The sequence below is a fragment of the Granulicella paludicola genome (assembly GCF_025685545.1).
GTDB classification, from domain to species: Bacteria; Acidobacteriota; Terriglobia; order Terriglobales; family Acidobacteriaceae; genus Granulicella; species Granulicella paludicola.
The window spans coordinates 32,326-52,079 of record NZ_JAGSYC010000021.1 but is presented as its reverse complement, the minus strand read 5'-3'; the positions used below and the strand labels follow the sequence as shown (position 1 = coordinate 52,079).

18 protein-coding genes are annotated in these 19,754 nt (G+C 55.8%); 11 read left to right on the top strand and 7 right to left on the bottom strand.

Features of this window, described 5'->3' with window-relative positions:
* The first annotated feature begins 39 nt into the window (after positions 1-39).
* Genes OHL14_RS04770 through OHL14_RS04750 form a run of 5 tightly spaced genes read left to right on the top strand, consistent with a single transcriptional unit; the run spans position 40 to position 2,688 of the window.
* Complete coding sequence (locus OHL14_RS04770; RefSeq protein WP_263378182.1) at positions 40-489, top strand: DUF6152 family protein; 450 nt, start codon at positions 40-42, stop codon at positions 487-489.
* A gap of 44 nt (positions 490-533) precedes the next feature.
* Entirely contained in the window at positions 534-1,031 is a 498-nt protein-coding gene (locus OHL14_RS04765) for a DUF6644 family protein (RefSeq protein WP_263378181.1), read from the top strand.
* Between the two features lie 21 nt (positions 1,032-1,052).
* Entirely contained in the window at positions 1,053-1,535 is a 483-nt protein-coding gene (locus OHL14_RS04760; RefSeq protein ID WP_263378180.1) for a DUF6644 family protein, read from the top strand.
* Positions 1,536-1,593: 58 nt separating this feature from the next.
* A complete protein-coding gene (locus OHL14_RS04755) occupies positions 1,594-2,079 on the top strand; it encodes a hypothetical protein (RefSeq protein WP_263378179.1) in 486 nt (161 codons plus the stop codon).
* A gap of 27 nt (positions 2,080-2,106) precedes the next feature.
* Positions 2,107-2,688, top strand: coding sequence for a beta-class carbonic anhydrase (locus tag OHL14_RS04750; protein WP_263378178.1), 582 nt, complete (start codon positions 2,107-2,109; stop codon positions 2,686-2,688).
* Between the two features lie 337 nt (positions 2,689-3,025).
* Here OHL14_RS04750 and OHL14_RS04745 read toward each other — a convergent pair whose 3' ends face one another.
* The 4 genes from OHL14_RS04745 to OHL14_RS04730 are packed head-to-tail and all read right to left on the bottom strand — an operon-like array spanning position 3,026 to position 8,674.
* A complete protein-coding gene (locus OHL14_RS04745) occupies positions 3,026-3,583 on the bottom strand; it encodes a carboxymuconolactone decarboxylase family protein (protein ID WP_263378177.1) in 558 nt (185 codons plus the stop codon).
* A gap of 1 nt (position 3,584) precedes the next feature.
* A complete protein-coding gene (locus tag OHL14_RS04740; protein WP_263378176.1) occupies positions 3,585-4,862 on the bottom strand; it encodes an MFS transporter in 1,278 nt (425 codons plus the stop codon).
* A complete protein-coding gene (locus tag OHL14_RS04735; RefSeq protein WP_263378175.1) occupies positions 4,859-5,434 on the bottom strand; it encodes a peroxidase-related enzyme in 576 nt (191 codons plus the stop codon). Before OHL14_RS04735 ends, OHL14_RS04740 begins: the two co-directional genes overlap by 4 nt.
* A gap of 12 nt (positions 5,435-5,446) precedes the next feature.
* A complete protein-coding gene (locus OHL14_RS04730; protein WP_263378174.1) occupies positions 5,447-8,674 on the bottom strand; it encodes a TonB-dependent receptor in 3,228 nt (1,075 codons plus the stop codon).
* A gap of 208 nt (positions 8,675-8,882) precedes the next feature.
* Between OHL14_RS04730 and OHL14_RS04725 the strand changes: the two genes are divergently transcribed.
* From OHL14_RS04725 to OHL14_RS20180, 6 genes are all read left to right on the top strand, one after another.
* Positions 8,883-9,467 (top strand): carboxymuconolactone decarboxylase family protein, encoded by a 585-nt coding sequence (locus OHL14_RS04725; protein ID WP_263378173.1) that lies wholly within the window; start codon positions 8,883-8,885, stop codon positions 9,465-9,467.
* 612 nt (positions 9,468-10,079) lie between these two features.
* Positions 10,080-11,129 carry a Fic family protein gene (locus tag OHL14_RS04720; RefSeq protein WP_263378172.1) on the top strand — a complete coding sequence of 350 codons (1,050 nt, stop codon included), beginning with the start codon at positions 10,080-10,082 and terminating at the stop codon, positions 11,127-11,129.
* Between the two features lie 1,251 nt (positions 11,130-12,380).
* The gene (locus tag OHL14_RS04715; RefSeq protein ID WP_263378171.1) at positions 12,381-12,800 is read left to right on the top strand and encodes a hypothetical protein; all 420 of its coding nucleotides are present in this window, start codon (positions 12,381-12,383) and stop codon (positions 12,798-12,800) included.
* Complete coding sequence (locus OHL14_RS04710; protein ID WP_263378170.1) at positions 12,800-13,705, top strand: hypothetical protein; 906 nt, start codon at positions 12,800-12,802, stop codon at positions 13,703-13,705. The genes OHL14_RS04715 and OHL14_RS04710 overlap by 1 nt, the downstream gene beginning before the upstream one ends.
* A gap of 457 nt (positions 13,706-14,162) precedes the next feature.
* Positions 14,163-16,919 carry a MobF family relaxase gene (gene mobF / locus OHL14_RS04705; RefSeq protein WP_263378169.1) on the top strand — a complete coding sequence of 919 codons (2,757 nt, stop codon included), beginning with the start codon at positions 14,163-14,165 and terminating at the stop codon, positions 16,917-16,919.
* A 102-nt stretch (positions 16,920-17,021) separates the two neighbouring features.
* A complete protein-coding gene (locus OHL14_RS20180) occupies positions 17,022-17,351 on the top strand; it encodes a helix-turn-helix domain-containing protein (protein ID WP_396270896.1) in 330 nt (109 codons plus the stop codon).
* Between the two features lie 29 nt (positions 17,352-17,380).
* On the opposite strand, the gene OHL14_RS04700 is transcribed toward OHL14_RS20180, so the two are convergent.
* From OHL14_RS04700 to OHL14_RS04690, 3 genes are all read right to left on the bottom strand, one after another.
* Complete coding sequence (locus OHL14_RS04700) at positions 17,381-17,704, bottom strand: helix-turn-helix domain-containing protein (protein ID WP_263378168.1); 324 nt, start codon at positions 17,702-17,704, stop codon at positions 17,381-17,383.
* Positions 17,694-18,071 carry a type II toxin-antitoxin system RelE/ParE family toxin gene (locus OHL14_RS04695; RefSeq protein ID WP_263378167.1) on the bottom strand — a complete coding sequence of 126 codons (378 nt, stop codon included), beginning with the start codon at positions 18,069-18,071 and terminating at the stop codon, positions 17,694-17,696. Before OHL14_RS04695 ends, OHL14_RS04700 begins: the two co-directional genes overlap by 11 nt.
* Before the next feature lie 217 nt (positions 18,072-18,288).
* Positions 18,289-19,464 carry a tyrosine-type recombinase/integrase gene (locus OHL14_RS04690; RefSeq protein WP_263378166.1) on the bottom strand — a complete coding sequence of 392 codons (1,176 nt, stop codon included), beginning with the start codon at positions 19,462-19,464 and terminating at the stop codon, positions 18,289-18,291.
* Positions 19,465-19,754: the final 290 nt, after the last annotated feature.

Below are 19,754 nucleotides of genomic sequence, written 5' to 3'. Positions count from 1 at the left end.
TTGCCGCTTATCTCAACTCAAAACCGAAAAGGATTCAGAATGAAAGCTAAAATCGCAGCATCAGCTCTCCTCGTCCTGGCGTCTATCGCGGCAGTCCCTGCCTATGCGCATCACTCCTTCGCCGCGGAATTCGATGGCACCAAGCCCACGCGGCTGGTAGGCAAGATCACGCGTGTGGAATGGACAAACCCACATTCTTACTTCTACGTCGATGTCACAGACCCAAAGAGCGGAAAGCTCATCAACTGGGGATGTGAAGGCGCAGGTCCTGGTGCCCTCAGCCGTCGTGGATGGAAGAAGGGCGACCTCAAGATCGGCGACCAGATCGTTGTGGATGGCTACCGCGCCAAGGACGGTTCACACTTGGTCGATGCGCGACGTGTGACGCTGCCCGACGGGCGTTCGGTTTATGGTGGCAGCCCCGGTGATGGCGGTCCCGGAGACAACGGCACCGTACAGGGCAATCTTTCAGGCACGGGCAAGAGCTAAGGAGTTCCAGGGCCGGCGCTTGTACAAGTGCCGGCTCTTCCCCAATGACCCAACCTATCCTGCAACATCTCTGCCAAGTCATCTACGATTCGCAGGTCGGAACCGCGATCCGCGAATCGGACTATGCCTTCTCCATCATCGAATCGGTCCACGTTTTGGCAATCACGCTTCTTGTCGGCACCATTTCGTTACTTGATCTCCGTATGCTCGGCGTAGTTCTTCGCGAGGTTCCTGTTACACGTTTATCTCGCGCCGTCTTTCCTCTCACCTGGGCAGGCTTTGGCGTCATGGTCTCCAGTGGACTACTGCTCTTCTGGGCTGAAGCCGCAAAGAACTACGTAAACCCCGCCTTCCGCGTGAAGCTCATCTTACTGCTGCTCGTCGGGCTGAACCCTTTGATCTTTCACACGTCAGTCTATCGCCGCGTATCCGAATGGGAGCTTGAGCATCGCTCGCCATGGCGCGCCCGGGCTGCGGCCATCGCCTCACTTACGCTGTGGAGCTGCGTCGTCATAGCGGGTCGGGCCATTGCTTACTTCTAACGCACACAAGGAAAGAAAAGCGTGCCATCTCCCCACCACCTATTCGTTGCTCTTTCGCAGTCACCGCTCGGTCAATTCATGCAGGTGAGTCGGTGGGCCTTTGCAGTCGTCGAGATGGTCCACCTGCTCTCGCTTGCGGCGCTCGGCGGGTCGGTGCTGCTCATCGACCTTCGTCTTCTCGGCGTGATCCTGAAAGGAGAGTCGGCGAAGAACATAGGCCATGATCTAGGCCGCGTCTTGCTTGTAAGCCTGACGATCCTTATCCTTTCGGGCATCGGACTTCTCTCGGAAGAAGCCATGAAGTGTTACTTCAGCCCAGCGTTCCGTTGGAAGATGGCACTTCTCGCCAGCTCAATCCTTTTCTATTTCACGCTGCACCGTAGAGCTCTGAATCGCGCAGGTACAGATACTCCTCCTGAGCTCGCTCAAAGAGCGGTCGCCGTTGTCTCGATGCTACTTTGGCTGGGCGTCGGAGTCGCAGGTAGAGCTATTGGTTTGATCTAACTTAAGGAACGCAATGAGACCTTCGCAGCTAAGCAATTGCCCACCAGGAGAACTCTCGATGAATTTCAACATCCGATTCGCAGTACGAAATAGTCTCGTTCTTGCATTGTTCTCACTCGCTACATTGATCACGCCATCTCGGGCAACCGCCGCTCAGCAGGTGATGACGGCGGCTCCGGCAACTAAACCCGTGATCGAGGAGTGGGTTTACCGCACAAAATACGGTTTCAAAGATGAATGGTGGGCACTCTTCAAGAAGTATCAGATCGCAATCCTCGAGCGGCAAAAACAACTTGGATACGTCAAGGATTTCACCGTCTACGCACCCAGCCTCCACACCAGCGAGGAAGTCCGCTGGGACTACCGCATCATTATCATTCGCGCCTCCGCTGATGCACCTCCTGGCCAATCTGAGGCTGAGGTCGCAAAGCAACTCTTCCCCGACCAGGCCACTTTCAAGCGTGAAGAGAATCGCCGATGGGAGTTGACCACCAACCACTGGGATCTCCCCATTCACGTTGTCAATCCCGACGCTTCCAACTAACGCAGGCGCAGTTCAAGGAACTTCATCATGAGCAAAATCCTCAAGGAAATCCTCTCTTCCAATCAGCAGTACGTAAATACCTTTGGCGACAAAGGCGGCCTCGCTCTTCCACCCGCACGTGGCTTCGCCATTCTCACCTGCATGGATGCGCGTCTGGACCCTGCCAAATATGCGGGGCTCGCAGAGGGCGACGCACACGTCATACGAAACGCCGGCGGTCGTGCCTCGGATGATGCCATCCGCTCTCTCGTCATCAGCTATAAGCTCCTCGGGACTAAGGAGTTCTTTGTCATCCACCATACGGATTGTGGCATGGAGTTCTTCACTAATGATGTCATCCGCGGTCTCCTCGCCAGTTCTCTTGAAACCGCAGCACTCACAGCCGAAGGCTTTAGAGACGTGGGCAAAGGACCCGGTAGTCGGGCCGCCCAGTTTGTCGAGTTCCTTACGATCCCTGACCAAAAGCAAGCTGTGATCGACGACGTTGAGCGTATCCGTAAGCATCCGCTCGTCCCCGCATCTATTCCGATCTATGGCTACGTTTATGACGTAAAATCCGGCAGGCTCATCGAAGTTGAAGAAGCCACAAAGATTGGTGCTGCGAGCTAACTGTCCGAGATTCCTTATCTAAAGTGTGAGCCCTCAGGCAAGCCTGAGAGGTCCTTTTGACCGTGCAACCAGGTGCCAGCCATGGAGCCGCGGCATGGGAGCGCGTTTCCCCTCAGAGATTAAATTTCCTTACCCTCTCGCAAGAGCAACTACGTGATAAGAGGCTTTCCTGGCGAATGACGTGCTCTTGTTGGCCCAACTTCGCTTAGCGTCGCGTTTTGCGATTTAGGGCAAGTGAAGCCCCTCTCAAATGACGTCTCCATCGAAAGATGGATCACACCAGCTGTCAGTGTGAAATTACGAGCTACCGCACGCCCGCCGCGTAAGGGGAATTAACTTAAGGCGCTGGTTGAGGAGCGGCGGCGTAGCCCTTTTCGGCCATCCGCTTTCCCATCTCCACATACATCTCACTATTGCGCGGCTGGACTGTCGCGAGGCCATCGACGTAGCGGTTGAACATGCAGAAAGCCGCGGCAATAAGGACTGTGTCGTGGATTTCAAAATCTGTAGCTCCGCTCTGGCGCGCGTTTTCGACGAGTTGGCTTGTGACGCGCTTGCCATCGATCTGAACCTGTTCAGCGATTGCGAGTAAGGCGCACAGCTTTTCAGAGACCGGGGCTGTTCTGTAGTCGCGACAGACGGCTTCCACGAGCGTTTGATCGCCACCGTTCAGATGGCTTGCGGCAGCGCCGTGGCTCGTCTGGCAGAAGTAGCAGGTGTTGCGCGAAGAAACGAATGCAGCAATCAGTTCGCGATCGCGTGAGCTGAAGCCGTCCGTTCCGGATGTATGCAAGAGGATGTGCGCAAGCTCACGCATGGGCTTGGCGGTGTCGGGGCAGAAGGCGAAACCGGCTGTGATGCCCGGCATATCTTCAGGCAAAGCGATGTGCGGCATGCTATTCCTCCGTGGAGATGTCTGCTGGGATGAGTTCTTGAAGTATGACGCGGTCGTCAGCGCGTTCGCTGCGCAGCAAAAGGCTTATGAGCGTTGCCAGCAACGCAACGCAGGCAAGACCGACGATAAAGCGAGGCTGGTAGGAGCCCCAGCGGTCGTAAAGATGGCCAACCACTATAGGGCCGGTGGCGCCGCCGATCGCGTAGGCTGTCCAGGTGAGTCCGTAGAGTACCGAGAAGTGTTTACGGCCAAAATAGTTGGCAAGCAAATAAGGGATGATGTCAGCTTCGCTTCCAAGCCCTATGCCCAATAAGGCTGCGCCCAGTAGGGCCAGGGCTGACGTTCCTGAAAATGCCAGAATCAGCGTTCCTGCGGCCGAGAGCATGAGGATGAAGGTCTGAATTCGCTGCGCGGAAAATCTGTCGATGAGAAAGCCGGTACAAAGCCTGCCGATAATTCCTGCGCCGCCGCGAACGGACAACGCAAGCGCCGCGGATTGCGGTGAGATGCCATGCTCTGTCAGCATCGCCGCCATGTTCGTCACAAGACCATTTTCATTAAACGCCGACAGCATAATGATGAAGGCCATGATCCAGAAGGGCGCACGACGAAGGGCAACGGCAACAGTCACGCCTGCGATTGCGCTTTCGTCTTCGCGAGTTGCTGGCAGTGGGCGGTTTCGTACGAGCAGCGCTGTCAGTGGCAGGCCGCAGAGCGCAATGCCTCCCAGCAGCAAATAAGCGTTGCGCCACCCATGGTGATCAATTACCCACTGTGTAGCTGGAGGGATCAGAATCGACCCCACTCCACTACCCGTGAGAATGATGGCGAGCGCAATGCCGCGACGCTTGCTGAACCATGTCAGAATAGTGCGCGTGTAAGCGAATTGGGCGGTGCCGTTTGCAACGAGACCCAGAATGAAGAACGTCAGGTAGAAGCGCTTGATGCTCGGGCCAAGAAGGCTCAGCGAGGCAAGTGCCATCGCAAAGATCAGAATCGACGGCAGGATGATGCGACGCGGCGCGAATCGATCGAACAGCACCCCAATGCCCGGAGATACCAACGCCACCGTGATCGCCGCCAGTGCAAAGGTACCGGAGATCGCCTCCCGCTGCCAGCCGAACTCCGTATGGAGGGGGTTCAGGAACAGGCTGAAGGTATAAGGCACAATCGGAGAAAAGCTTGTGCCGACACCAACGAACGCGGCGGCGGCAACCTTCCATCCGGGATATCGCAGTGAACTTTCCTCGTGCGACAGCGGCGCGACTTGTGTGGTCATCTCGCCCCCCCAAGTGCGGCGATCATCTCTTGCGAAGGGAGGCCGAACGCGTTCACCACACGGTTGAAGCATGCAAAGAGAGCGGCCGTATGGATCGTCTCGGCGATCTGCAGGTCCGACCATCCTACGACGCGAAGAGCTTCCGCATCTTCAGGCGTGATGGATTTTGAGTCATCCGTGACTTTCTGCGCAAATTGCAGCAACGCTGCCTGTGCAGGCTCAATCGTTTTCGCCTGAACATCGCAACGCATGGCAGCGTCGAGCATCTCGACGGAGCCGCCGTTTATGCGTAGAGCGTAGCCATGGCTGTCCGCGCAGTACTCGCATTGGTTGTGTGCCGAGACGAAGGTAGCAAGCATCTCCTTGTTCGCCCGACCGAGAGCCCCCTCGCTAAATAGCATGGACTTAGCCAAACCCATCATGTGTTGGAGCAGCGGCGGATGCGTAGCGAAGCATTGCAGGATGCCCGGGACACGTGTTCGACCAGAGCTCTCGCGGAACTGTGCGTAGAGCTGTGCGACCTCAGGCGAGGCGTCTGCTTCGCTGATCACCGGCAGGTTGAGTTCTTTCATCGGTGGATTCAATCAGAACTCCAATCGTGCGGCTAATTGAAATGCGCGCGCACCGCCGGAGCCAAAGAAGCCTCCGGCGACTGTATCCGCCTGAAAGAAGCTGCCCTGCGTTGGTACCGGCGATAAGGGGGGAGGGGCGGTGGGCGACTGATTGATGGAAATGTTGCGACCCGCGAAGTTCGCGTTGTTCGTTCCGCGGATGTTGACCTCGTTGAAGAGGTTGAACCCTTCGCCGATCAGGCTCAGCGTAAGTGCGTCGTGAAGATGGATGTCCTTGCGCAAGCGCATATCCAGTGAGCTGAACGGGCTGAAGAAGTTGATGCCACTTGGAACATGATCAATGGTACCGCCGACATTGCAGGGGTTCGCCGCAGGGCAGGCAGGCAGTGTGTTCCAACGATCGATCACGGCGTTGAGCTGGTCGCTGTTCCTGATCTGACGACCCAGCGCATTGCGCGGCAACAGCGGAAGCCGCGATCCTGTCGAACCATTCACCCCATCGGTACTCGGCAAGAACGTATCTGCTGCAACACCAGAGCCGAAGGTGTAAAGCGGCGCGAGGCTGAATCCGAAGGGCAGCTTCGCTTCGCCATACAGCGTCAGCCGATGGCGCTCATCGGTCAATGCATAGCCCTTTTCTTTGCGAAGGCCCGACGCGCTTTCTACCAGGTTCACCTGCTCGTCGGCGTTGCCGTTCTCCAGCTGATCGTCGTCAGAGTAGTCAAAGGTCTTGGAGAGCGTATAGCTCAAGTTGAAGTCGTAGCCTACGTGCCCAATGTGCCCGGAGCGACGGCCGACACTAACCAGCAGACCGTCGTACCAGCTCTTCGCTGACGAATCGAGAATAGTTACGCTGTCGCTGATACCCGAGAGCGGATCGGTAATGACACAAAGCGCATTGCTGCCTGGGCATTGGACATAGGGCGAGGTAGAGGTCGTGTTGCGGAGCAGGTGGCCAATCAACTCGCGCGTGCCAAAGACGTGGAGACCATCCGCGCTGACGAGCCAGTTGTTCTGCAACTGCTGCTGCACACCGAGCGAGAATTGTTCGAACAGAGGATGATGCGAGTCCGGTCCGAGCGCAACGATACCAACGCCGCCTGTCTGGTGAGGACCGGTAAACGCCGAGTTGATCATCGGGCTTCCAGTCGCGAAGCGCGCGCCCGGCGCAAAGCAGTTTCCTAGCGCTGCTGGCGCAGGCGTGCCCGGGATGATGCAGCTCGAACCGCCGTACTGTGTGACGGTGAGCGCACGGTCGTTCTGCACGAGTTCCTTCGAACCGGCTTCCAGAATCACGCGGTCGTAGTACATGCCATAGCCGCCACGTACAACCGTCTTGCCTTTGCCGAACGGATCGAGGACGAATCCAACGCGCGGCCCGAAGTCCTTTGTATCAGGATACTTGTGCAGAGGAAGGATATTCGCCATCCATGTGCAGGGTGTCGTTGGTGCGGAGTTAAGCGAAGCGCACGGCTGATGCGCGGCGTCCTGTCCTGTGGCATCGGAGTCATACTCCCACCGCAGACCGAGGTTCAGCGTAAGCCTGCGCGAGACGCGCCAGTCGTCCTGCGCATACAGGCCCGTGTAGTTGTTGGTGATGCTGGGAATCGGAACGGGGATGATCGGAGCCGTGCTGTGAATACCGACAGCAACCGGGATGTCGCGATCGTTCACGACGCCATCGCCGTTCAAATCCTGAAACGCAAAGTCGGAGACAAGGATAACGGAGCCGGTGCCGAAGACATTGATGAGGCCGTTGACGTGGTAATGCTGGAACTCCGCACCAGCATGAAGCGTATGGTTGCCGATAGCAGCCGTGAAGGCGTCGCGAAACTGAAAACGCTTCATCCTTGTGGCCTGCGGAAGGTTGAAGTTTGCACCATCTGCAAGATCAGGGAATAAAAGCTCGTTTGTCAGACCCAGCGCTGGGTTCGTCGTCGAGGCATTCTGCGGGAACGGCGGAAGATTGTTGTAGAAGTTGTCGTAATGGACGGAGAAATCATTCGTCATCTTCGACCCGATAAGGCGTGTCCATGTAGCCACCGCTGAGTGAAAGCGGTTCAAGGCGTTCTGCCGTTCAGCCGCTGTAGAGTATGGAGTGGCCTGCGCAGCCGAGGCCTGCGCCGTGTCGGTTGAATGGTTATAGCTGTAGCGCAGACTGAAACTATCGTTGTTATCGAGGTGGTAGTCGACGCGGTTCGACAGCAGCAGGTCACGCAGCGGTGCAGGTGCTGCGGTGTTGATGATGTGTCCGTAGTACGGCGTTCCGCCATATGGCGTCGTCGAGAAGACGCGTGTGCCTGTCTGGATCGCCGCGTTCTGATCGCGGAACTCGAAGGACAAGAAGTAGAAGGCCTTGTACCGCTGGAACGGGCCACCGATAGATCCACCGGCCTGCTCACGGTCGAAGCGCGGCACCGGTTGCGAGCGATCGAAGGTGGCGGGCAGTCCCTGCAGGTGCCGATTGCGCTCGAACAGGAATGCCGAGCCATGCGTTTGGTTTCCGCCAGACTTCGTTACGATGTTGATGATGCTGTTACCCGAGCGGCCTACCTCCGCGGTGAAACGCGCGGTCGCAATCTGAAACTGTGCAATCGAATCCTGCGGGAAGTTCGATAACGTTCCGCCCACTACCTCATCGTTATTGTCGGCGCCGTCCACGAGGATGTTGCCGCCACGACCGAAGCCACCAGCTGAAGAAATCTCCAGCGTGTTCGTCTTTGTGGGGTCGAAAGTGGGGGCGGGGCGATTGCCCGGAATCAAGAAGGCAAGCTCGAGAAAGTTGCGTCCATTCAGAGGGATGCTCTGGATTGTTGCCGAGGTGATCTGCCCTTGCAGCATCGACTGCGTCAGATCAATCTCATGACTGGTGACCGCGCCGACGGTGACCGCGCTCGCCTGCGAAGCCATCTGGAAGGTCGTGTCGAGCGTTGTGGCCTTGCCGGGTTCGACCTGTATGTGGATATAACTGACATCGGCAAAGCCACTCGAAGTCAGCACAAGCGTGTAGCTTCCGGGCGCTAGGTTCGGGAGTGTGAAAGACCCATCCACATTCGTTCGGACTTCGCGCACCGTACCCTGCCGATCGTCCGTTGCCAAGATCTTTGCGCCCTGAATAACCCTTCCGCTCGGGTCTTTGCTGACGCCATCTATTGAGCCCGTGGGCAGTTGAGCCTTTACTGCGAGGGCAGAGGAGCCAAGACAGACGGCGACTAGAAGGATACGAAACAGACGCTTCACAGGATGACTCCAGAAAAGGTGGAACTTCACAACACTGAGACCTGCGGAGAAACTTGGCAGCAGGAGATGAGTTGTTTGAAGTTCTGCGAAATCCTACGGACGACGAAGAAGGCTGTCATCCATCGGAAGGTGGAGAGGAAGTTCCACCTACTCATGGAAGCCTCGCCTCAGGTATGCTTGACGCGCATCTGCAACCAAAGGAGACGCCGTGCCTCATATCAACTTGCCGCAAGGACTACAGGGCATCCGCAGCGCAATGGCATTTAGGCCGGAGACAGCGAAGCCACTCAACGAACTTGCAGAAGCTTTGCTGCACGCGCCGAACTCGCTACCTCAGGGCGACCGCGAACTCATCGCGACCTACGTCTCTTACCTGAACGACTGCTATTTTTGCCAGACGGTTCACGGCTCCATCGCCGCAGCCTGCCTGAACGACGATTACGATCTCGTGAAGCGCGTGAAAGCTGACTTCCAATCGGCAGAAATCTCCGACAAGCTGAAGACGCTGCTGGTGATCGCTGCCAAGGTGCAGATGGGCGGCAAGCAAGTGACGACCGGAGACGTTACCGCCGCAAGGGCGCAAGGCGCAACGGACACGGAGATCCACGACACAGTCCTGATCGCAGCGGCTTTCTGCATGTACAACCGTTATGTGGACGGCCTCGACACATGGCAGCCGCAGGAGGAAGAACTCTATCGCGAGCGTGGCAAGAAGACAGCACGCGAAGGCTACGTCACAATGAGCCGGGAGTATTTGCCATCGCAGGCAGAGCCCGAGCCGGTGACAAAATAGCGCAATTCCCGCTTCCGACCGTTTGGGGTGTCTTTTCGCTTGGGCTCCCGCGGGTCTTCGCCCCTTTTGCTCAACATTATTGTTAAAGAGAGATCTGTCCAGGTAAAACAATTAGGGCAGGGAAATGTCACCGTCAGGATGGCCGCTAATCATCATCTCCCCCCAAGCCGTCGAGATAGAGGAACCAAAAGCTCCGAGAAACATTCCCTGATAACGCTTTGTGAATCCCTGTTCCCCTGATAATGTTTTTTCGATACGACCGATTTATTCCCTGTTAGCAGGGAAATCCCACAGGAGACGGGTTCGATGATGACTGCGTGCATCAGCGTCCGTCAAGGCGCTTCGCCCGCTGCGCGGCGCGCAAAATCGCGCAGCCTTGACCGACGCCTCCGCTCCGGGTGAGGCGCTGAATATGAGAAGAATGTCTTCTTCTCATGTGTCCGAAGAACACATGGAAAAGAAACAGCGGGAGGGCGATAGGACTGGTGAAGGCAGCAAAGCCGACGAGCCACACCCCGCCCCTTGTGCCGAATGGGTGAAAATGGGTAGAAACGGATATTTGCTATGATCGGGTGCAAAACGGCTATAAATGGGTAAAAATGGATATCAGCCATGCACCGCATCACTAACATTACGATCACCCCGGAAATCCTTAAGCTCATCGCCGAGATCGACGAATTCAAGGGGCGCTGGACGGTCATTGAAACCCTCGCCCCTGAGAAACTTACTACGCTTCGGCGTATTGCCACCATTGAGAGCGTGGGGTCGTCCACCCGTATTGAGGGGTCGAAGCTCAGCGATGCGGAGGTGGAGAAGCTGCTCTCCGGGCTCCATACCAAGTCATTTGCCAGCCGCGACGAGGAGGAAGTCGCGGGCTACGCCGATGCGATGGACATGATTTTCGAGGGCTACGCGGCTATCGCTTCGACCGAGAATCACATAAAACAGCTCCACGGCGTCCTCCTCAAATACAGTTCCAAGGATCAGGATCATCGCGGCCAGTACAAGACCGTCACGAACCACGTCGAGGCATTCGGACCTGACGGCAAGAGTCTGGGCGTTGTCTTCGAGACGGCGTCGCCGTTTGAAACGCCGGGATGGATGAAGGACCTTGTCGATTGGTTCAACCGTGCCGTGGAAGAGGAGAGCCATCACCCTCTGATCCTGATTGGGATCTTCATTGTGGTGTTCCTCGCCATTCATCCGTTCAAGGACGGCAATGGAAGGCTATCGCGTGCGCTAACGACCCTGCTGCTGCTGCGGGCCGGGTACAGCTACGTCCCCTACAGCTCTATGGAAGGCGTGGTTGAGCAGAACAAGGACAGCTATTACCTGGCCCTCCGCAGGACTCAACAAACGATCCGCAAAGAAGAGCAGAACTGGGAAGCGTGGCTGGTCTTTTTCCTGAAGACGATGGCAAAGCAGAAAAACAATCTCGCGGCGAAGGTAAAGGAGGAGCAGGCTCTTCGCTCATCCCTGCCCGCGCTTTCTCGCCAGATACTGGAGCTGGCGAAGACGCGCGGCGAAGTCACCGTCAAGGAAATTGAGGACTCGACCGGCGCAAACCGCAACACCATCAAGGTGCACGTCAAGAAGCTGGCGGAACAACAATATCTGCATCAGGTCGGGCAGGGGCGCGGGGCACGCTACACAATCAAGTAGCTGACGCGTGGCTGGCCTTAACGGTCATGAAACAGCACGACGAGAAGAGGAAGTTGATACTGCAGATTGTAGGGGCTCCGTTGACCTGGAGATTTGATCTATGGTGAAGCCCACACAGAGTTGTCAGAGGTGATTGATTGGATGCGCCATTGGCATTCGAGAGAGGTATGTCGGGGTGGACTATTCCGGTGCGGAAACCCCTGTGGCAAGCCTCAAAGGCTTGCATGTATATGTCGCGGACAGAAACTCGCCGCCGGTTGAAGTCCAGCCGCCCCTAGTGCGAGGAAGTATTGGACACGGCGCGGGATCGCAGAATGGTTGACGGAGGTTTTGTCCGAAGATGTCCCGACGCTTGTCGGCATCGACCACGGCTTTTCTTTCCCGCTCAGGTACTTCACAGAGCATGGTTTGCCGCTCGATTGGAGAGCCTTTCTGAAAGACTTTCAACGTCATTGGCCGACAGATGATGACCATACCTATGTCGATTTTGTTCGCGATGGAGTATGCGATGATGCAACTGCTCGATCCGGTAATGCGAGGTGGAGGCGCGTTACCGAAATCCGTGCTCGGGGTGCGAAGTCGGTCTTTCATTTTGACGTGCAAGGGTCAGTTGCGAAGTCTACTCACAGCGGTCTCCCTTGGCTGCGATATATCGATTTGAAAGCAGACGGTCGTATCACTTCTGGCCCTTCGAAGGATGGCAGTTGCCAGTGGGGAAGTCGGTTGTGGCGGAGGTCTATCCAGCGCTTTGGAGTAGGAGCTTTGCCCAGGGGAGCCGCGACAGTCATCAACACGACGCCTACTCCATCGCAGCATGGATGAGACAGGCAGACAGCAACGGATCGCTAGCGACCTTTGCCAGTCCGCCTCTATCTGAAGCAGACCGCCTGTTTGCTCAGATCGAGGGGTGGATTCTTGGCGTAATGTGACTAGTCCACCCCCGCACAATAGCGGAGCGAACTTCTCCTGTCGGTCTCGTCCGCGCCCGTATAGCTAAATGCGAAAGGCACGCTGCTGCGCAGCGGGTGTAAGGCTGACACGTCATCCCCAATAGGGAACTGCAAAGCACCGATTCGTTTACGTGCGGGAACTCCTTTGTTTTCAATAAAACAGCTTTCTGGCGTTTTCATTTGTAAACGGCCCAAATTGCCGGGGGTAGTACGAGGGAAAGCGTCGCGGATCGAGTGGATACCGCTGGAAGATGCGACCGCATCCAAAGTTGCAGTACGCGCATGGCGGCACGGTATACCAATGGCCTCTTCTATCGACAAGACGCAAACAAACGCTCAACCTGCCCCTGGTCGATCTGGTAACGAAACTGCCAGGGGAAGGTCGATCGCTACTCGTCTGACCGAAGCTGAATTCGGTGAGGTGGAAGCGGCGGCTGGAATCGCCGGGAAGAAGGTTGGGGAATGGCTGCGTGAGGCAGCTTTGGCGCAGGCCCGTGGCACCCATCACGACGAACAGACCGACCAGATACTCCTTGCTGAAATGATGGGGATGCGCTCCCTCATGTTGAATCTGTTCGCAGGAGCATCAGAAGGCCCATTGACTACCGAAGACTTGCGTAAGATGTCAGCCTATTCGGATTCCATTAAGGAGCAAAGAGCGCAAGATTACATGGCCGAAAGGCGTCGCCGGAAGAGTCCCAAACCCACGGACAAGCCGTAATGAAACTATCCCGCATTCGGTTTGCATTTCCTTGGCGGATCGCGTTGATCTTGACTCTTCTTCCATGCCTGCCATTGCTCGGCTTCTGGGCATGGGTTCAGTGGGAAGTCCAGCCACTTCAACGGTACTACTTGGCGGCATATTGGCACAGCTCCGAGACTGCAAATCAACCCAATGCTCTGACTCAAATCCGATGGCTCATGGAGACGGCTCCGGGCCGTAAAAGACATTGGCTGTTCGCCTTCGATGTCACCGAAGGAAGCCAAAATGATCTCCCTTTGGCACTCACGTTTGCGGCTGCTGAACAAGGATGGACGGGTATAGAGAGAACTCCCCCGGAGAGCATGGATTCCTCCGAACTCGAAATGCTCCTGCGCGAAGATTTCTACGATGGCAAAACGTTTCGTCAACTGATGAATGAACCGTTGGTCTATGGTGTTGCGACCTGGGTAGTCGTTGCGTATCTGGCGTTCATGATGAAGGACGAGATTGGGGAAGAGTGGAGACGACTTCGACGAGAGGTTTCGGAGCCAAAGTGGTCATCGGAATATGGAGAAGATTGGCCAGCCAATCGAGATGGGATTGTCGCTCGAATTCGGTCGCAAATTACCCGTTGGATCAATGAGAGAAAAACTCAGCTCACATGGTCGAACTTAAGTGCTGCAATTAGCCGTCGATCCAGTCTCAACAAGTCCTCAAATGCACAGAGTCTTCGCTGGAGTTCGCAACCAGTATCGAAGGAAGTTCGAGACCAGGTTCCCACTGCACGGCAACCGGCAACTCCACTCACTTCGAACCCTGCAAAACCACCGTCCCAGCGACGGACTATCTTCCCTGGATTGTCAGCATCGGATGCGGCACAGGCGCCGTCAGAACCGTGGGACGAATCGAAGTGGATTGAGTAGCAAATAAACCTCTGATGTCCCGGAGTCATCGCGGTCATATCGCCGACCAACTTCGCATCTCTTTACTCAGCTTGAAACAGCATAGACAGCCTTCCTGCTAGTCTCCCTCTAACTCGCTTCAAAGGGCTGCTTGACGAGAAGCTATTTGAGAGGCTGAACGTCCCGCATCGAGCATTGAATACAGCAGTTGGGACTCACGACGAATGTCTTCTTTGAGACTGTTCTCAAGCCTCTATTGAGTTAGCTATAACTCTTCTTTTGATCGAGTAATTGCCACTCGAATTACTTGTCGATTACTCCACTAATGGGTTTGGATAAGATAGAAATAACCAATATCCATAGGGGTTTTAGCGAGCATAAACAGAAAAATAGTTTGCAATAAGGACCCACTTATCCACAAATCTCGGCTACGATGGGAATCAAGACAGTAACTATCTGCTGTCTCACGGGCCAAGGTATGTTGACTATCTCTAAATCGCTATCTGCTGGACAAGCACGAACGTACCACGCGCGCGAGTTCACCTCCGAACGACAGAACTACTGGAGCAGAGACCAGCAGGGGCATAGCGAGTGGCAGGGGAGCCTCGCCAAGGAGTGGGGCTTGCATGGCAATGTAGGCGCTGAAGAGTTTGCTCGATTGAGCGAAGGACGGCATCCAGCGAATGACGTGCAGCTCGTCAAGCATCAGCCCGCAAGGACCTACGAGAATCAGTACGGCAAGCAGATCACCAGTTCGGAACATCGAGCAGGGTGGGATGCGACGTTCTCCGCACCCAAGTCTGTTTCGCTTACGGCCCTTGTGGGTGGCGATGATCGCGTGCGTGAAGCGCACCGCGAAAGTGTCCGCGTGGCATTGCAGGAGTTGGAACGGTATACACAGGCTCGCATTGGTAACGTCCATGCGCCAGAGACAACAGGCAAGTTCGTTGCCGCAACCTTCGAGCATGACACCGCGCGTCCCGTAGACGGCTATGCTGCACCACAGCTTCACACACATGCGGTCGTTTTCAACGTGACCGAACGGGAGAATGGGCAGACGCGCGCGTTGCAAGAGCGCAGCTTATTCCAGTCGCAACAGTATGCGACTACCGTTTACCGATCCGAGCTTGCGCTGAAGCTACAGGGCCTCGGCTACGAGATCGAACGCGGCAAGCATGGGCAGCCTGAAATCAAAGGATATTCGCAAGAGTATCTGGAGGCGTCGAGTCCGCGTCGTGTGCAGATCAAAGAACACCTGCAGGAGACTGGAAGAGAAGGTGCGGGCGCGGCGCAGGTTGCCGCTCATCGTACCCGCGATAGCAAGGAACTCCATTCGCCTGAAGAAGTCTTGGAACAGCACCGTGAGCTTGCTGCTAGGTTCGGCAATCAAGCGGATCGTGTCGTCGCAAAGGCACACGAACAGCGGCATGTTGTGCAGCCGGAGAAGACGGCGCAACAGTCAGTGACGTATTCGCGCAACCATGTCTTTGAACGCTCCGCTGTTCAGGACGAACGCGCGATCCTGCAAGCGGCTATAGACCGCAGTATGGGACAGGCTTCCTACAGCCAGGTGCGACAGGAGTTTGAACAGCGGGTAGCGCGTGGGGAGTTTCGGGAGATTGCTAGAACAGATGGCCGAGCAGCACCGTTGTATACGACTGCAGAGATGATGCGGATGGAGCGAGAGATCGTTGGCCATATGCAGCGCGGCAATCAGTGGAGCTATAGCGATCCGATGTTGGTGTCGTCACAGTTACGAATCTGGACAGAAGATCGTCATCCTGAGTTGAACCGTTCCCAACGCAAGGCGGTCGATGAGATCTTCATCAGTCGCGAGAAGATTGTCGGCTTAGATGGCGTTGCCGGTGCAGGCAAGACAACGACGCTCTCCGTTGTCCGCGAGGGTGCTGAAGCGCAGGGCTACAGGGTGGAAGGATTTGCGCCGACCTCTCGCGCTGCACACAAGCTGGCCGAGGCCGGCATGGAGACCTCAACTCTCCAGCGTCATCTTGCCAAAGGGGCGCAACCGGACACAGGAGAGAAGCGCTTATATGTGCTCGACGAATCCTCGCTTGCGTCTACGCGCCAGATGCACGAATTCATCGAACGTCTCCATCGGAACGATCGCGTGCTGTTGGTTGGAGACAGCCGCCAACATGAGGCCGTTGAAGCGGGGCGTCCGTTCGCTCAGTTACAGGAAGCCGGGATGCGGACGGCCACTTTGAATGACATCGTTCGCCAGCCCGATCCAGAGTTGAAACAGGTCGTCGAACAGTTGGCTCGCGGCCAGGTCGGAGCCGCCGTCGAAAGCCTTGACCAGCAGGGCCGTGTGCATCAGGTAAAGGGACATGATGAACGTATCGCGGCCATTGCGCGAGAGTATGCAAAGTCTCCCGCCGGAACATTGGTTGTTTCGCCGGACAATCGTTCCCGCAGTGAGATCAATCAGCGGATACACGATGAGCTGCAATCGCGTGGTGCTGTGAGCAAGCAAGAGCATTCCGTGCGGACGCTTGTTCCGCGTCAGGAGATGACTGGTGCGGACCGCAGTTGGGCGCAGCGATACCAGGTCGATGACATCTTGCGGTACTCGCGCTCATCGAAAGAGACCGGTATCGAGAAGGGTGAATACACACGCGTCCTCGCTGTGAATGCCCAGGAGAATACTCTGACCGTGGCACGGGCGAATGGGGATCAGACTACCTATGACCCGCGCCGCCAAGTTGGAGTCTCCGTCTACCGGGAGCAGGAGAGGAAGTTTTCGGTGGGTGATCGAGTACAGTTCACTGCGCCCAGCCGTGAGCTGAAGATTGCGAATCGTGACTTGGGAACCGTGGAGAGTATCGGACGGGATGGACTGATGCGGTTGAGGCTGGACGATGAGCGCCACATCGATTTCAATCCGCAACACCATCCGCATCTTGACCACGGCTACGCCGTAACCAGCTACTCCAGCCAGGGCCAGACTGCGGAGCGTGTGCTGGTCAATGTAGACACGGAGCTTGCTGCAAAGGATTTGCTCAACAGCCGCATGGCATATGTCTCGATCTCGCGCGGCCAATTCGACGCACAAATATTTACTGATAGTTTGGAGAAGTTGCCAAAGGTATTAGGGCATGATGTTTCGCACCAGAGCGCCTACAAGCCGGAACAGGCTGTTAATTTACATCAACCGAAGATCGTAACGCCGAAGCACGACGTGGAGTTGAGTATGGGATTCGGTTTAGGCCTTTGAAGGCATCAGTACTGGAGAGATGAAGGCGTTATTGCAAGGGGATCGTAGAGGGGCAGGGCAGTTTCGCATAGAACCACAACTTCTATAACAGGGGATGGGCATATGTCGGCAGAGAGAGTCATTGATTTCGACCGAGGCGGATCGAAGCCGTCGCGACAGGAGAACACTGAGCTGTCGTTCAAGCCTAACCGCAGAAAGCCTCCACAGAGGGTCACGGTGGCTCCTGAAAATAAGTTGTTGGTAGGGCGCGAAGAGGCTGCTCAACTTCTATCTATTAGTCAACGTGCGCTCGACTACTTAATTGCCTCAAAGCGTTTGCCTACGCGACGGATTGGTGGTCGAGTCCTAATCCCTGTAATGGACCTACGAAGGTATGCCGGTTGCGACCATCCCGAGAACATCGTGACTTATCCATCTGACCGCACAGGATGAAATCGTTCGCGCCCCGAGTTAGTGTTCTGCTAGACCAGAGCTTCCAGACCGTGCTTATCTACGACAAACAAAAGCCTTAATGCCATTCCGCTCGGCTGCTTGGCTCCCGTCTCCCATTTTTCAACGGTGGACTCACTGGTGTTCAGATAACGGGCAAAAACAGGTTGGCTGACGCGATGCCGTAGTCGCAGCTTCTTGATTTGTGCGGGCTTCAGGGCCGGGGGTGTCGTCAAACAGGCGTCGTCAAAGCCTTTCATCGTGGTCTTGTCGATCGCTCCAACCCTATGCAGGGCCGCCGCGGAAGAATGGATTGCTTCAAAAGCCTCGCTCTTGAACTTACGCTTAGTTGTCATTGCAAATCTCCATCCAGTCTTGATCTTGTAAGAGCCGATTCACTTGCTTCGGTGTGAGGCTCCCGTAAACCTTCGTGAGCTTGCGAAACTCGACCAGCTCATCGTTGTCAATATTCGCCCGATCTTGCTTGGCGAACAGATATTCGTAAATCCAAAATGAGCCTGCCCTCGCCAGGATGATGGAGCGGTACTGGTTCTTTCGCAGGCGCTTCTTATAGACGCCACCTCCCAGGTCGTCCGCCTGCCCCTGCATGACTTGTAAAATCGCGGCGCAAAGCTCATCGTCCCCGATGTGCGCTTTTCGAGCCGCTTTCGCAAACCATGAAGTCTTGAAAGTTCTCACGGGATCTATAACCGGAGTTTTCATTACAAGCAGTGTAGCACTGGGTGCAACCTCATCCCAGGAATAAATCATTTCTCGTTGCCAGGGATACCCGTCGCTGTAGCGTCCGTCAAGGCGCTGCGCCCTCTGTGCGGCGTGCTATGCACGGCCCTGACTGCCGCCTGCGCGACGGGAATACGCCCGATATGAGGAGCATATCTGCTCCTCTCTTCTCGAAGAGAAGCTAGGGTTCATGAATTACCTATACATTGCGAGATCGTGATAGAGCCGCGTTCATTTCACTCGATACATGCGCTTTGCTCAGGTGTGTGTACCGAGCGCTCATCGCAATTGTCTTGTGTCCTAGCACCTCTTGGATCACCTTCTGATTCGCGTTGTTGGCAGCAAGTCGTGAACCGGCGGTGTGTCGGCTGAGTTGATGCCATCCAAGATCATTGATACCCGCCTCGCGCTTGGCTTTCTCAAACCACTCGCGATTCTCCCGGATGGTGAAAACCCTGCCGTCGAGTTTCATGCGCGTCGTTTCTCTGTCGCCTCTGAGTTCCCGCATCCGATCTTGAATTTCCTGCTGATCCTTGAGGGCCGCATGCACGTCATTCGTCATTGGGACTGTATGCGGTACGCCCGTCTTTGTATCCGGCAAGGTGATCAGGCGTAGCTTGAAGTTGATGTCGGGCCAAGTGAGTGCGTACTGATTACCTTTCCGCATACCTGTTTGAGAGCCGACAGTGATTTCATTCGGATGCTCCCGCAGTTCCAGGCGGGTCATCTCGTAGTCTACGGGTGTTTTCTCAATCCACCGTGCTAAGACAGCACGGAGCTTGTCCTCTTCGGCATCACTCATCCAACGTGGATAGCCGAGAGTCACAGCAAAGTGGGAGACGTCGCGGCAGGGATTGGATTCCACCAGCTTCCGCTCTTTCGCGTACGTATACACCGCCGACAGGGTGGACTTGTAGCGGTTTAGCGTTGCAGCGGCCAGACCGAGGGAGATAAGCCAATCCTTAATTTCGTGAGGCTCCAAGGAAACTGCCGAACGGTCGCCAAACGCCTCCTTGATGGCTCCGAGACGTTGTGGAGGGTTCACCTGGTCCTTCGGACGTTCGGGGTTGTTTGGGTTCTGGATATGGGCAAGGTATTGATCGCATAGTTCTTCAATCAGGAGGCTGTTAGCTCTGTGTTCCTTCAACTCTTTCTTTTCAGCCAATGTCAGGAGAGGTTCCGCTGCGCTGGAGGGAAGAGAAGCGACACCCTCTTTGTGACGTAGCCCTTTGGCTGTTTCCAGCCAGACAACCGCAGCTTCGTGGTCCAAGAAGTTCTTGCGAACGCGGCTTCCATCGGCCTTGTATTGAGCCTCCCACGTACCCCGATCAGGACGGAACTTAATGCCTCGAACCTCTTTCGGCTTCCTTGCCATCGCGCACCTCCACCACCATCATAAAATTCTTGGTGGCACTTTGGTGGCACTTTTGTACCGATAATCCTGCACTCGCGTGCAGGCCATTGCAAGACTCTATATGGCTAGAAGTGCATATAAATGAACATTTTGCACTATTTGATGCGACTCCCTGCAAGCCTCTGCAAACCTCAAAAATCGCCCTCTCAAGGCGAAGAGTCCGGGTTCGAGCCCCGGTAACGCTACCAAAGCCCCTCTCAAAATCTGATCGGAAGCTGTGCACGGTTCATTTCTGCCGTGCAGTGCCCCCG